Source organism: Pseudomonas quebecensis (genome assembly GCF_026410085.1).
GTDB lineage: Bacteria > Pseudomonadota > Gammaproteobacteria > Pseudomonadales > Pseudomonadaceae > Aquipseudomonas > Aquipseudomonas quebecensis.
Map to the genome: position 1 here is coordinate 2,453,944 of NZ_CP112866.1, position 13,226 is coordinate 2,467,169.

Below are 13,226 nucleotides of genomic sequence, written 5' to 3' on the forward strand. Positions count from 1 at the left end.
TTCCTTCAGACACTCAGGCGCAGGGCGAGGGCGGCGAGGGTGATCAACAGCACCGGCAGGGTCAGCACGATGCCGACCTTGAAGTAATAACCCCAGGTGATGGTGATGCCTTTGCGCGCCAGGATATGCAGCCACAGCAACGTGGCCAGGCTGCCGATAGGCGTAATTTTAGGGCCCAGGTCACTGCCGATCACATTGGCATAGACCATGGCGTCCTTGACCACGCCCACCGCATGGCTCGATTCGATGGACAGCGCGCCGATCAGTACTGTCGGCAGGTTATTCATCACCGACGACAGCAGCGCGGTCAGCAACCCGGTGCCCATGCTCGCGCCCCAGATACCGTAGGTGGCGAAGGTATCGAGCCAGGTCGCCAGGTAGGTGGTGAGGCCCGCGTTACGCAGGCCGTACACCACCAAGTACATGCCCAGGGAAAAGATCACGATCTGCCAGGGCGCTTCTTTGAGTACTTTGCGCGTGGAAATTTTATGGCCCTTGGCGGCGATCACCAGCAGGAGCACGGCGCACACGGCGGAAATTGCACTGATGGGAATGCCCAGCGGTTCCAGGGCGAAGCAGCCGATCAGCAGAATTCCCAGTACCCACCAGCCGGCGCGGAACGTGGCGCGGTCGTGGATCGCACTGGCGGGTTCATCCAGGTCGGCCGGGTCGTAGGCCTGTGGGATATCGCGGCGGAAAAACCCCAGCAGCACCGCCAGGGTGGCTGCCACACTGACCAGGTTGACCGGTACCATCACCGCTGCGTATCGGTTGAAGCCGATCTTGAAATAGTCGGCCGAGACGATATTCACCAGGTTCGAGACCACCAGCGGCAGGCTCGCCGTGTCGGCAATAAAACCCGCGCCCATCACGAACGCCAGGGTGGCCGCCGGCGAAAAGCGCAGCGCCAGCAACATCGACATCACGATGGGCGTCAGGATCAGCGCCGCGCCGTCATTGGCAAACAGCGCCGACACCAGCGCGCCGAGCAGCACCATATAGGCAAACAGCCGCCGTCCGCGGCCACGCCCCCAGCGCGCCACATGCAGGGCGGCCCAGGCGAAGAAACCGGCCTCATCGAGCAGCAGGCTGATGATGATCAAGGCGACAAACGTGCCGGTTGCATTCCAGATGATGTGCCACACCACCGGAATATCCGCCAGGCTGATGACGCCGCAGGCCAGCGCCAGGATCGCACCGAGGCTGGCGCTCCAGCCGACGCCCAGGCCCTTGGGCTGCCAGATAACCAAAACAATCGTGACCAGAAAAATGGCAATTGCGACAAGCATGAATAAACGCTCCGATGGCTCAGCAGCAGGTGCTGGCCCGTTGTGGTCTGTCGCCCATTGCACCCAGACGCAGCGCGTCGCTGTGCAACCATGGCTGGTTGGCTTGCAAAGTGATGTCCAGCACCTGATGTGCCCAATCGGGCAATGCCGGGTTGATGCGGTAATAGATCCATTGACCCTGACGACGATCCACCAATACGCCGCAACTGCGCAGTTGTGCGAGGTGGCGGGAGATTTTCGGCTGGCTGTCGCCCAGAGCATGGATCAGTTCGCACACGCAAAGTTCGCCTTCGCGCAGGATCAACAGCGTCAGGCGTACACGGGTAGGGTCAGCCAGGCATTTGAACAGGGCTGGCGGCGAAAAGAGGTCGGGCATGGTTCCGGCTCCTGTATAGGGTTATGCGAATATACGTATTTCCATATATTTCTGTCAAAACTTGTATTGATTGACCTGGATCAAAGAGCTGGAAATCCGCCACAAGTGTCTGAAATTAAAATGAAACATGAATGTCCTAAAGTGCCTGCCCATTGCTGATGAAGGAAGACCCCGCGTGACCCGAGCAACCCGCAACCTGCGCAAGACCCTGGATTCCGTCGCGGAAAATAACGAAACCGCAGCGTTTGATCTGATGCGCGCCGTTGAAAAACTCGGCGACGAGGTGCTGCGTCAGCGCTTGCTCAACACCATTCATCGCCTCAACCAGGACGCCTACGAATTGCGCGAAGCGCGCGACTCGGTGGAGCAGGTTTCGGTCAGGCTCGCCTGAGCAAGATCGTTCAAGACACGCTTCAACTCGTTCAGGCATGCTTGGCGACTGTTTGTCGATGAGCCGTTTCTATGCCTGCCGCCTTGCCTTATCACGCCTTTGCCCGCGGTGCGATCGCCGTTCTGCCGTTATCCCTGGCCTGCGCTCCCTGGGGGCTGCTCGCCGGCTCCATGGCCATAGACGCGCAATTGACCCCACTGCAAGCCCAGGGCCTGTCGGCCATTGTGTTCGCCGGTGCCGCGCAGCTGGTGGCTATCGGGATGGTCAAAAGTGGCGCCAGCCTGATATCGATTGTGCTCACTACCTTGCTGTTGACTTCGCAGCATTTGCTCTACGGCATGCACCTGCGGCCGGTGCTTTCACCGTTGAATACACGCTGGCGTTTGAGCCTGGGGTTTTTGCTCACCGATGAATTTTTCGCGCTGGTCAGCCACTACGACCGCCAGACGTTCAATCGCTGGTACGCCCTCGGCGTGGGGCTGAGCTTTTACATCATCTGGAACCTGTTCACCCTGGCCGGCATTGTGCTCGGCAAAAGCATTCCGGGGCTTGATCAACTGGGGCTGGAATTTTCGATCGCTGCCACCTTCATCGCGTTGATTACCCCGGTGGTGCGCGACGTACCGACGGTGGTGTGCGTGGCGGTAGCATTGCTGTGTTCGGTGTGGCTGAGTTTTCTACACTGGGAATCGGCGGTGGTGGTGTCGGGCCTGCTGGGCATGAGCGCTGGGTTTATCTGCAAGCGATTGGGAGTCGGGCAACCATGATTTACTTGATGATTGTGACCATGGGCCTGGCGGTGTTCTTCAACCGCTACCTGTTTATCGAACCGCGCCTGCCGGTACGCCTTAACCGTGGCGCGCGGGAGTTCCTGGGATTTGCGGTGCCCGGCATGCTCACGGCGATCTGCGGACCGATTATTTTCCTGACCGACCATCAGCTCAACCTCAGCCCGACCAACCCGTATCTGCTCGCCGGCCTCTGCGCGGTGGGGTTGATGTTCTGGACGCGCAACGTGTTGATCACAGTGCTGCTGAGCATGGCGGTGTTCTATCTGTTTCGCTGGTGGCTCTGAAACGCAGTCGAAAAAAAGCCCGCGGGAGGGCGGGCGGAAGGAAGACTTCAAAAAAATGAGCACGGCCAGTGTAGGCGGCGAAAGCAGGTTTTACCGTGAAACAAAGTTCATGCAAGCGTCAGGCAGGTACGCGGCAATGGTAGAGTCGCGTTTTTTTCAAGGAGGTGATGGCATGCGGAACGTGGTGATTGGCGCATTGGCGCTGGCGGTACTGGCCGGCTGCGCGGGCTCGAAGATGAAAGAGGCGCGCGCCGGCACGCCTTACAAGACCCTGGCGTCTGACAAAGCCACGCTGGTGGTGGCTGAATGCGTGCAGTTCGGCTGGCAGGATGAAAGCGTGTTCGGTGTCGACGCCGGCGGCTTCAAGGAACCGACCGGGTCGGGTGGCTTCACCGTGTACACCACGGCGGGCGATTACTTCGTCGACATCCAGAGTGCGGGCGCCGGTTCCAGCATCAAGTACTACGCCGCCGAAGACACCATGCCGGCCAAGCGTCGTCTGGCTGCGCTGGCGACCTGCCTGTAATCCCTTGCCTTAGCGATCTTCGGAAATGCCCGGCGGGACAGCGCTCGGGCATTGCCTTATGATTCACCTCGCTCGCCCGGGGTGATGGCTCTTTACCAGTACACGGACGTCGAGGTCGACACGCCGGGCGAGCATCCTTTTCTGTTCAACGCGGCATGTAGCCCAAGTGCCAACGCCGTGGAATCTTCAGCGACACCAAACCCAACACGGCCGCCAGGGCGCCGCTGACCCACAGCGCGCGCAACCCCATATGGTGCTCCAGTACCGCCCCGATCACCGCACCGACAAACATGCCGGCCCACGGCACCAGTTGCACGCGCCAGCCGTCGCGGCGCTCGCCCAGTAACCAGCGGCCCAGGCCGCGACCGAACCGCGACAGCGCACCGGTCACGTAGGTCAAGCCCACCGGCAAGCCGTTCACTTCTTCGACCGCCGCATTGAGCATGCCCATGGCCACGATTGCCGCCAACAGCGCGGGTAACAGGTCCTCGAAGGGCCAGAACGCGCCGCAGCACAACAGCGCGGCGATATACAGCAGGAGGGGCAGGGCGTGGCGCCGGCTCAGTCGGCTGACCACAATGCCCAGCGCGTTCCCCAGAATAAACGTGGCAACCAGCAACAGCAGACGCCCGGTCAGGCTGTGGTCGCCCGCGCCGATGGCCACTGCCAGGCGCGTGGTATTGCCGCTCATGAACGAAACAAAATCGCCGCTGGCCATAAAGCCTATGGCATCGGTCATCCCCGCCAGCACCGAAAGGCTGGCCACCAGCATCATGCCGACGCGCCCGCGCCATCGGCGTCGTTGGGCCAAAGCGGCATTGGCGTAAGGCTTGCGGGGCAGCGGCAGCATGGGCGGGGCCTCGGTGAGATTATCCGGCCACTACGGTAGGGCGCTTTGCGCCCGCGCGCAATGACGTCAGGCAGTTTGCAGGCGCCAGCCCGAAGGCGTCCAACTCAGATGATGGGTGGGGCCGATAGCCTGGATAAACGCCTGATCATGGGACACCACCACCATCGCTCCGGCAAACCCCTGCAACGCCTGCTCGAAGGCAATGACCGACGCCAGGTCCAGGTGGTTGGTAGGCTCGTCCAGCAACAGCAATTGCGCCGGGACGTCACGCCACATGGCAATCGCCATCGCGGCCTTCAAACGCTCACCACCGCTGAGCTGTGCGACCGGTTGGGTCACGCGCACCGCGTCCAACTGCAGCAAGGCCAGGCGCGTGCGCAGTTCGCCTTCGACCAGTGGCGTGTCGAGCAGGTTGAGGTGCTCGATTACCGAGCGTTGTTCGTCCAGAAAGCCCAGGTGCTGGTCGATGCAGGCCGCTGGCAGCGGCACGCGACACTCTCCGCTGACCGGTTGCCACTGGCCCGCCAGCACTTTGAGCAAGGTGGATTTACCGCAACCGTTAGGCCCTTGCACGGCCACCCGCGCCGGGCCCATCAAGCTGAGGGTCAGCGCCGGGGTATCCAGCGACGGTAAGCACACATCGACCAGCTTCAGCACCAGGCGCCCCTTGGGCACCGCCGAATCCGGCAAGGCCAGTAAGGTCGGGGGCTGTTGCGCCACGCGCTCATGGGCCTGGCGCACCTGATGGTCCAGTTGCTGTTTACGCGCATGTTGATCGCTGCGCACGCTGCTGACCACTTCACGGGCTGTGCTTTTCCAGCGGGCCTGGGTAAACCGGTCCACATTGGCGCTTTGCGCGTGTTTGTGGGCACGGGCAGCCTTGCGTTGCAGCGTGTCGTGGTCCTTTTGCAGGCGACGGCGCTCGCGCGTGCGCTCCAGGCGCGAATGGTCCAAAGCGGCAATCGCAGCGTGCTGCTCGATGTCGCGCTGTCGTCGATAGGCTTCGTAGTTACCTCCGTAGACCTTAGGGCCCAGAGGGGACAGTTCGATGATTCGTGCCAGGGTATTAAGCAGCGCCCGGTCATGACTGACGACCACCAAGCCGCCGCGCCACTGGCCCAGGGCCTGGAGCAGCCAGGCGCGCCCGCTGCTGTCGAGGTGGTTGGTGGGTTCGTCGAGCACCAGCAACTCGGGCGTGGTCAGGAACGCGCTGATCAACGCCACCCGCGCCAGTTGGCCGCCACTGAGTTGATCGGCCGGCGATTCGAGCGTCAGTGATGCCAGGCCCGCCTCATCCAGCGCCGTACGCAGGCGCTCGGCAAGATCCCAGCGGTCGTCGATCAGCTCAAGGTCGTCGACACGCGCCGCGCCTGCGGCCATGCGTTGCAATGCTTCCAGGGCCGGGGCGCTGCCGGTGAGATCGGCGACGCTGGCGCCGGGCGTAACCACCACGTTTTGCGGAACGAAGGCCACGCTGGCCGATCGTGTGATGGCGCCGGATGACGGCGCGAGCACTCCGGCGATCAGTTGGGCGAGGAGGCTTTTACCGCTGCCGTTGCGACCCACAATGCCGGTGGGCGTGTGATCGATGGACAAGTTCAGGTCGTCCAGCAGGGTTCCGCCATTGGCGAACTGGAAGGTTACGTGTTGCAGGGAAATCAATGCGGGCAGCCGTGTGACGTGAGCCATCAGCACCTCCATAAAAATGTCGAACAGGCCAACAAGCGCGCCAGGCGCTGGTTGCGGATACATTTTGGAAGGCTTAGTGGTTCACGTCGGCGGTCGTCCCGAGGGTCAGAAGGGAGACAGAGCCTAACCCGCCTTGGCGTTCTGCGGCAAGTCAGCGGCCAGGCGTTCGAGGAACATCGCCAGAGCGACTTCTTCGGCTTTCAGGCCCTTGCGCACCCGCGGCTTGGGCAGCTTCGACAATTCCCCCAGGCTGAAATGCTCAAGTACGGCCGGGTGGATATAGCACTTGCGGCACACCGCCGGGGTATTACCCAACTGCTTGGCGACATCCTTGACCATCGACACGACATGCCGCTTGGCATCGGATTCGGGCTGCCACTGCAATTCGCGCAGCACTGCCAGCGCCATGGCGGTGCCAGCCCACGTGCGATAATCCTTGGCAGTAAAATCCTCACCCGTGAGGCTGTGCAGGTAGGCATTCACATCATGAGAACTGACCGTGTGGCGCTCACCGTCCTCGTCCAGGTACTGGAACAGATTCTGCCCCGGCAATTCCATGCAGCGTTTCACCACGCCGGCCAGGCGTCGATCCTTGACGCTCACCTGATGCTCCACGCCGCTCTTGCCGCGAAACTGGAACTGAATCTCGCTGCCCTTGACGTCCACATGTCGGTTGCGCAGCGTGGTCAGGCCGTAGGATTTATTATCGCGCGCGTACTGAGTATTGCCGACGCGGATCAGCGTGGCGTCCAGCAGCATCACCACGGTAGCCAGGACTTTTTCGCGGGTGAATCCGGGTTCGGCCAGTTGCGCTTCCAATTGCTTGCGCAGTTTCGGCAAGGCGTTGCCGAAGGCCTGCAGACGCGCATATTTGTCGCTGTCGCGCACTTCGCGCCAGCGCGTGTGGTAGCGGTATTGCTTGCGTCCGCGGGCATCGCGGCCGGTGGCTTGCAGATGACCGCGCGGATCGGCGCAGATCCATACATCGGTGTAGGCCGGTGGCACCGCCAGGGCGTTGAGACGCTTGATCTCGTCGGCATCGGTGATGCGCTCGCCCTTGGGGTTGAAGTACTGGAATTTGCCGCGCACTTTTTTGCGGCGGATGCCGGGCAGGGTGTCATCAACGTAATGCAGGTCGCGGGGCAGGTCGGCGGGCAGCGCGGAGTCGGGCATGGCTCAGGTTCCTTGGCAATCAATCAGGCCGGTATGTCTGATTGACCGCAGCCGTGTGCGGACGTGCCAAAAGGTTTGCTAGGCCAGCACCGCCACGGCTTTGATCTGCGCCCACAGCCCTTTTCCGGGATGCAGCTGCAACTGGTCGCGGGAAAAACGCGTGATGCGCGCCAACAGCGGCGTGCCGTCAGCGTCCAGGCGCACCAGCACGTGGGCACTGTTATCCGCAGCGACCTCCTCGATCACAGTGACCGGCAGGCGGTTGAGGATGCTGCTGGGTTCCTCGGCCTGCAGGCTGAGGCTGACGTCCCGCGCCTGCACCTTGACCCGCAGCGCCTTGCCAATGTCCAGCGGCGCGTGGGCCACGCGCACGGTCAACGCGCTGCCCGGCAACTGCAGCGTGAGCAACTGGTAGTGGGCATCGTAGGCATTGACCACACCATTGATCACCACGCCGGCGTCATCACCGCGCGCCAGCGGCAGGTCCAGGCGCGCCAGTGTGTCGCCAATGGGGCCGCAGGCCAAGGCTTTGCCTTCGCTGAGCAGCACGATGTGGTCAGCCAGGCGCGCGACTTCGTCCTGTGCATGGCTGACATACAGCACCGGAATCTCCAGCTCGTCGTGCAGGCGTTCCAGGTACGGCAGGATCTCGCTTTTGCGCTGGCTGTCGAGGGCCGCGAGGGGCTCGTCCATCAACAGTAAGCGGGGGCTGGTGAGCAGTGCGCGGGCGATGCCGATGCGCTGGCGCTCGCCGCCGGACAGGTGCTGGGGCCGGCGTTCGAGCAGATGGCCGATGCCCAGCAGCTCGGTGGCCTGGGCCATGTCCACCTGCCGTTGTGCGCGCGGCGTGCGCTTGAGGCCGAATTCCAGATTGGCGCGCACCGATAAATGCGCGAACAGGCTAGCTTCCTGGAACACGTACCCTAACGCGCGTTGGTGCGGCGGCATGAACACCCCGCTGCGGCTGTCCTGCCAGACCTCGTCGTTGATCCGGATTAAGCCATTCCTGGCCCGTTCCAGGCCGGCGATGCAGCGCAGGCAGGTGGTCTTGCCGGAGCCTGAATGCCCGTACAACGCGGTGACGCCACGGCCGGGCAGTTGCAGGTCCACATCGAGGGCAAAGCCGGAATACCGCAGGTGCAGGCGTATCTCCATCATCGACATCAGCTCCAGCCCAGTCTGGTTTTGCGGCTGGAGTAGAGCGCCAGCAACACAAAAAACGCGAACACTACCATGGCGCCCGCCAGCCAATGGGCCTGGGCATATTCCATGGCTTCGACATGGTCGTAGATCTGCACCGAGACCACGCGGGTCTTGTCCGGGATATTGCCGCCGATCATCAGCACCACGCCGAACTCACCGACAGTGTGGGCAAAGCCCAGGATGGACGCGGTGATAAAACCCGGGCGCGCCAGGGGCAGGATCACGCTGAAGAACGTGTCCCAAGGTCCGGCGCGCAGTGTCGCCGCGACTTCCAAAGGCCGCGTGCCGATGGCCGAAAAGGCGTTCTGCAACGGCTGCACCACAAATGGCATGGAGTAGATCACCGAACCGATGACCAGGCCGGTGAAGCTGAACGTGAGGGTGCCCAGGCCCAACCACTGCGTGAGCTGGCCGAAATAGCCGTTGGGACCCATGGTCAGCAGCAGGTAGAAACCAATGACCGTCGGCGGCAGCACCAGCGGCAGGGCGACGATCGCGCCCACGGGGCCGCGCCACCAGGAGCGCGTGCGCGACAGCCACAGGGCAATCGGAGTGCCGATGACCAGCAGGATTACGGTGGTCAGTGTCGCGAGTTTGACGGTCAACCAGATCGCGGAAAAATCGGCACTCGATAGGGGCATTTACAGCTCGTAACCGTAGGATTTGATAACGGCAGCGGCTTTCGGCCCTTTGAGGTATTCGACCAGCGCTTTGGCTGCGGCGCTGTCTTTGCCTTTGTTAAGGATCACCGCGTCCTGCTTGATGGGGTCGTGCAAGGACGCGGGGACAATCCAGGCCGAACCGCTGGTGACTTTGCCGTCTTTATAGATCTGCGACAAGGCCACGAAACCCAGCTCGGCGTTGCCGGTGGAAACGAACTGATAGGCCTGGGTAATGTTCTGGCCTTCGACGAGCTTGTCCTTGAGCTGTTCGCTCAAACCCTGCTTGGCCAGGACCTGGGTGGCGGCCAGGCCATAAGGCGCGGCTTTCGGGTTGGCGATGGACAAATGTTTGAACTGGTTGCGCTTTAACACCTCACCGCCTGCGTCGACATAACCGGCCTGGGCCGACCACAGCGCGAGGGTGCCCACGGCGTAAGTGAAGCGCGAACCTTTGACGGTATCGCCTTCATTTTCGAGCTTCTGCGGGGTGGTGTCGTCGGCGCTGAGGAATACTTGGAATGGCGCGCCGTTCTTGATCTGAGTGTAGAACTGCCCGGTGGCACCGTAGGACGCGACCAGTTTATGCCCGGTGTCCTGCTCGAAACCGGTGGCAATCGCCTGGATCGGCGCGGTGAAGTTGGCGGCCACCGCCACCTGCACTTCATCGGCGTGGGCCGCGCCGAAAACGAGGGCGCTAGCCAGGACGGCCAGACGTGAGGCATGAATCAGCATGAAGCAGCTCCTTGGAATGCACGACATGGGTTAATCGCTATGTACGCGAATATATAGCGCTCGACCACTGCCGGTACAGTGCAACGTTGCCGCAACAGCCAGGGTTATCTGAGCCTGGCCAGCGCCTGCTCGGCCAATTGGCGCGTCAGCTCGTAAGTGCCAATGTCGCGGCCCAGCCGTAACGCCTGGCCCGACCACAGGTTGCTGAAACCGCCCTCATCCTTGGCCTTGAGCGGCATCAGCGCGCCGCCGGCCCGGGGAAACGCAGGCGCTGCCGGGTTCATTGCGCCCAGTTCGCGCATGACTCGGTTAACGATGCCCCGCGCCGGGCGTCCGGTGAACAGGTTGGTCAACGCAGTTTCGCTGGCCTGGGCATGGCGCAGCGCGTGGTGATGAGCCGCGCTCACGTTGGCTTCGGGGGTAAACAGGTACGCCGTGCCGATCTGCACCGCCGAGGCGCCGAGGGCGAACGCCGCGACGATACCTCGCGCATCGCCAATACCGCCGGCGGCGATCACCGGCACGGTGACCGCGTCGACGATCTGCGGCACCAACGCCATCAGGCCGATCTGGGTGTTGAGGTCATCACTGAGGAACATGCCACGATGACCGCCAGCCTCGATGCCCATGGCGATGATTGCATCGCAGCCGTTGGCCTGCAGCCAGATGGCTTCTTCGACGGTGGTGGCCGACGACAGCACCTTGGCTCCGGTGGCCTTGACCCGATCCAGCAGGGCTTTTTCCGGCAGCCCGAAGTGAAAGCTGACGACCTCGGGGCGGAACGCTTCCACCACCTGGCAGGCCTCGTCGTTGAACGGCGCGCGGTTGGACACCGGAGTCGGCGCCTCGAAATCGACACCCAGTTCGCGGTAATAGGGTTGCAGCAATGCCTTCCAGTGGTGGTCGCGGGCGTCGTCCGGGACCGGTGGCTGATGGCAGAAGAAATTCACGTTGATCGGACGGCTGCTGGCCGCGCGCAGGGTGCGCAGGTCTTCGCGCAGTTGTTCGATGCTCAGCGTGGCGGCGGGCAATGAGCCCAACGCTCCCGCCTGGTTGGCGGCAATGACCATGGCGGGCGTGGTGCCTACGGCCATGGGCGCCTGGATGATGGGTAACTCGATGCCGAGCAAGTCGAGAATACGGGTGTCAGGCCAGGTGCTCATGGGAGGGTCTCCAGCGAAGGTCAGGGGTTTCGCTGTTTTTAGCAGGGCGTATGGCACGCGGCCAGTCTGTTTTATTCACTGGACGCAGCGGACATTTCGTGCAGCTCTGTCAGCCTTCGTTGTTACGCTCGCGCTCCAGCAACGCCTGCTTGCGCGCAACGCCCCAACGATAGCCTGACAGCTCACCATCGCTGCGCACCACGCGATGGCAGGGGATTGCCACCGCCAGACGGTTAGCGCCGCACGCCTGGGCCACCGCGCGATATGACTTGGGGGCCCCGATCCGCTCGGCGATCTGTGCATAGCTGGCCGTGCTGCCCACGGGGATATCGCGCAAGGCTTGCCACACGCGCTGCTCGAATGCAGTGCCGCGCACATCCAGCGGCAGGTCGAGGCCCAGCGCGGGCGCTTCGATAAAGCCGACGACCTGGGCAACCCACTGCTCGAAACTCGAGTCGGCGCCGACCAGCTCGGCCTTGGGAAACTGGTCCTGCAGGTTGCGCACCAGGGTGTCCGGGTCGTCCCCGAGCAGGATCGCACACACGCCACGGTTGCTGCGCGCGACCAGGATCGCGCCCAGCGAACACTGACCTACCGCGAACCGAATGACGTTGTGGGCGCCGCCGGCTTTATAGTCGCTGGCGGTCATGCCGAGCAGTTGGTCGGCTGACTCGTAAAAGCGACTGCTGGAATTGAAGCCCGCGTCATAAAGGGCCGCCGTGACCGAGTGTTGACCTTTGAGCCCATTGCGCACTTTGCGAGAGCGATGCGCGGTGGCGTAGCCCTTGGGCGTCAGGCCGGTCACCGCCTTGAACACCCGGTGAAAATGATAAGGGCTCAGGCCGGACTGGGCTGCGAGGGTGGCCAGGGACGGCGGTGCAACGCTCTGTTCGATGAGGCGACACGCATCGGCCACCAATTGCGCATGGTGCGCGGCGCGTTGCGTCTGGTCGCCGGCCGCGCGTCGGCTGGCACGATAACCGGCGGCCTCGGCCTGCGCCGGGGTGTCAAAGAACTCGATATTTTCCAGGCGCGGCAGTCGTGACGCGCTGCTGGGGCGGCAATACACGCCGGTGGTTTTGACGCCGTAGACAAACAGTCCGTCGGCGCTGGCATCACGGGCCAGGACAGCGGCCCAACGAGGGTCTTGTTCAGTCAGCATGGTCGGCACTCTTGACGGCTTTATGGCAGATTAGCCGTGCCGCGACGGCCTGACACCCCGAAGCTTGCGGTCAAATCAACCGGCGGTGCGCAGGGTCAGGTTGATGCGTTGCGGGCCCATCACCGGGTGCACGCCTTCCTTGATCGGCATAACCCCGTGAAAGCGCAGGCGGTCCACGCCACCCCAGACCACCACATCGCCATGGAACAGCGAGATTTTCTGCGGCTTGTCCGATCGTGCGTGGCCGCCGAACAGGAAGATCGCCGGCAGGCCCAACGATACCGATACCACCGGTGCGCCGTAGTCGCGCTCGTTTTTGTCCTGATGCAGCGACATCTTGGCTCCGGGGACATAGCGGTTGATCAGGCAGGCGTCCGGAGCAAAGTCGGCGAAACCGGCGTCTGCCGCTGCCTGGACCGCCAATTCGCGCAAGGCATCGGGCAAGGCCGGCCAGGGTTGCTGGCTGCGCGGGTCCAGGTGCGAGTACCGATAGCCGGAGGCGTCCGTGGTCCAGCCCAACTCGCCGCAACTGGTCAACGCCGCCGACATGGTAAAGCCCCCCGGCGTGACCATTTGCCGAAAGGGGGCTTGGGCCAGCACGTGCCGCAGTTCGGGCAGAAGGCGCTCAATCCAGGGCAGGGCATAGCCCCTTAGCACGTAGGACTGTTCACCGATCTGCTCGCGCCCGATGGGCTGTTGCAGCGCGTCTTCGGCGAACAGGTCAGAAGTGGGACCGGACATGGTCTTACAGCGCCTTGCTCACGCTGATGTCGGTGATGCGATCATTCTCATCGTGAATTTTCGCCAAGGCTTGCTTGGCTTCTTCCACGTCGTCGCTGTGCAGGTGGGCAAACTCGAAACGACGCTCGTCGTTGAGTTTGTACTTGATCACGTATTTGGTGGTGGCGGTCACGGCTATTTCCTGTGAAAGGGCG

General features: G+C 62.8%; 16 protein-coding genes. 4 read left to right on the forward strand and 12 right to left on the reverse strand.

The window, feature by feature from the left end; all coding sequences use genetic code 11:
- Positions 1 to 5 precede the first annotated feature (5 nt).
- Both OSC50_RS11440 and OSC50_RS11445 read right to left on the reverse strand, forming a co-directional pair.
- The gene (locus OSC50_RS11440) at positions 6 to 1,289 is read right to left on the reverse strand and encodes an arsenic transporter (RefSeq protein WP_266249480.1); all 1,284 of its coding nucleotides are present in this window, start codon (positions 1,287 to 1,289) and stop codon (positions 6 to 8) included.
- 19 nt (positions 1,290 to 1,308) lie between these two features.
- Entirely contained in the window at positions 1,309 to 1,665 is a 357-nt protein-coding gene (locus OSC50_RS11445) for a metalloregulator ArsR/SmtB family transcription factor (RefSeq protein ID WP_253507831.1), read from the reverse strand.
- Positions 1,666 to 1,840: 175 nt separating this feature from the next.
- On the opposite strand from OSC50_RS11445, the gene OSC50_RS11450 reads away from it, so the two are divergent.
- The 4 genes from OSC50_RS11450 to OSC50_RS11465 all read left to right on the forward strand — a co-directional run bounded on the left by OSC50_RS11450 (position 1,841) and on the right by OSC50_RS11465 (position 3,657).
- Positions 1,841 to 2,056, forward strand: a complete 216-nt coding sequence (locus OSC50_RS11450; RefSeq protein ID WP_005788169.1) for a hypothetical protein — start codon at positions 1,841 to 1,843, stop codon at positions 2,054 to 2,056.
- A 71-nt stretch (positions 2,057 to 2,127) separates the two neighbouring features.
- On the forward strand, positions 2,128 to 2,823 hold the full coding sequence (locus tag OSC50_RS11455) for an AzlC family ABC transporter permease (protein WP_181077753.1): 696 nt from the start codon (positions 2,128 to 2,130) through the stop codon (positions 2,821 to 2,823).
- A complete protein-coding gene (locus tag OSC50_RS11460) occupies positions 2,820 to 3,131 on the forward strand; it encodes an AzlD domain-containing protein (protein WP_253507824.1) in 312 nt (103 codons plus the stop codon). Before OSC50_RS11455 ends, OSC50_RS11460 begins: the two co-directional genes overlap by 4 nt.
- Before the next feature lie 172 nt (positions 3,132 to 3,303).
- The gene (locus OSC50_RS11465) at positions 3,304 to 3,657 is read left to right on the forward strand and encodes a hypothetical protein (protein ID WP_266249476.1); all 354 of its coding nucleotides are present in this window, start codon (positions 3,304 to 3,306) and stop codon (positions 3,655 to 3,657) included.
- A gap of 145 nt (positions 3,658 to 3,802) precedes the next feature.
- On the opposite strand, the gene OSC50_RS11470 is transcribed toward OSC50_RS11465, so the two are convergent.
- The 10 genes from OSC50_RS11470 to OSC50_RS11515 form a co-directional block, all read right to left on the reverse strand.
- Positions 3,803 to 4,507 carry a YoaK family protein gene (locus OSC50_RS11470; protein WP_253507818.1) on the reverse strand — a complete coding sequence of 235 codons (705 nt, stop codon included), beginning with the start codon at positions 4,505 to 4,507 and terminating at the stop codon, positions 3,803 to 3,805.
- Between the two features lie 66 nt (positions 4,508 to 4,573).
- Entirely contained in the window at positions 4,574 to 6,196 is a 1,623-nt protein-coding gene (locus OSC50_RS11475; protein WP_266249473.1) for an ABC-F family ATP-binding cassette domain-containing protein, read from the reverse strand.
- A 123-nt stretch (positions 6,197 to 6,319) separates the two neighbouring features.
- The gene (locus OSC50_RS11480) at positions 6,320 to 7,369 is read right to left on the reverse strand and encodes a DNA topoisomerase IB (RefSeq protein ID WP_253507812.1); all 1,050 of its coding nucleotides are present in this window, start codon (positions 7,367 to 7,369) and stop codon (positions 6,320 to 6,322) included.
- Positions 7,370 to 7,447: 78 nt separating this feature from the next.
- Positions 7,448 to 8,527 (reverse strand): molybdenum ABC transporter ATP-binding protein, encoded by a 1,080-nt coding sequence (gene modC / locus OSC50_RS11485; protein WP_266249471.1) that lies wholly within the window; start codon positions 8,525 to 8,527, stop codon positions 7,448 to 7,450.
- Between the two features lie 5 nt (positions 8,528 to 8,532).
- Positions 8,533 to 9,213: a molybdate ABC transporter permease subunit gene (modB, locus tag OSC50_RS11490; RefSeq protein ID WP_181077742.1), complete on the reverse strand. Its 681-nt coding sequence runs from the start codon at positions 9,211 to 9,213 to the stop codon at positions 8,533 to 8,535.
- Positions 9,214 to 9,966, reverse strand: a complete 753-nt coding sequence (modA, locus tag OSC50_RS11495) for a molybdate ABC transporter substrate-binding protein (RefSeq protein ID WP_266249469.1) — start codon at positions 9,964 to 9,966, stop codon at positions 9,214 to 9,216. It lies immediately after the preceding gene.
- A 104-nt stretch (positions 9,967 to 10,070) separates the two neighbouring features.
- Positions 10,071 to 11,129, reverse strand: a complete 1,059-nt coding sequence (locus OSC50_RS11500; RefSeq protein ID WP_266249467.1) for an NAD(P)H-dependent flavin oxidoreductase — start codon at positions 11,127 to 11,129, stop codon at positions 10,071 to 10,073.
- A 109-nt stretch (positions 11,130 to 11,238) separates the two neighbouring features.
- The gene (gene ada, locus OSC50_RS11505) at positions 11,239 to 12,291 is read right to left on the reverse strand and encodes a bifunctional DNA-binding transcriptional regulator/O6-methylguanine-DNA methyltransferase Ada (RefSeq protein WP_253507801.1); all 1,053 of its coding nucleotides are present in this window, start codon (positions 12,289 to 12,291) and stop codon (positions 11,239 to 11,241) included.
- Between the two features lie 75 nt (positions 12,292 to 12,366).
- Entirely contained in the window at positions 12,367 to 13,032 is a 666-nt protein-coding gene (gene alkB / locus OSC50_RS11510) for a DNA oxidative demethylase AlkB (protein WP_266249464.1), read from the reverse strand.
- Positions 13,033 to 13,036: 4 nt separating this feature from the next.
- Positions 13,037 to 13,204: a hypothetical protein gene (locus OSC50_RS11515; protein WP_181077731.1), complete on the reverse strand. Its 168-nt coding sequence runs from the start codon at positions 13,202 to 13,204 to the stop codon at positions 13,037 to 13,039.
- Positions 13,205 to 13,226 lie beyond the last annotated feature (22 nt).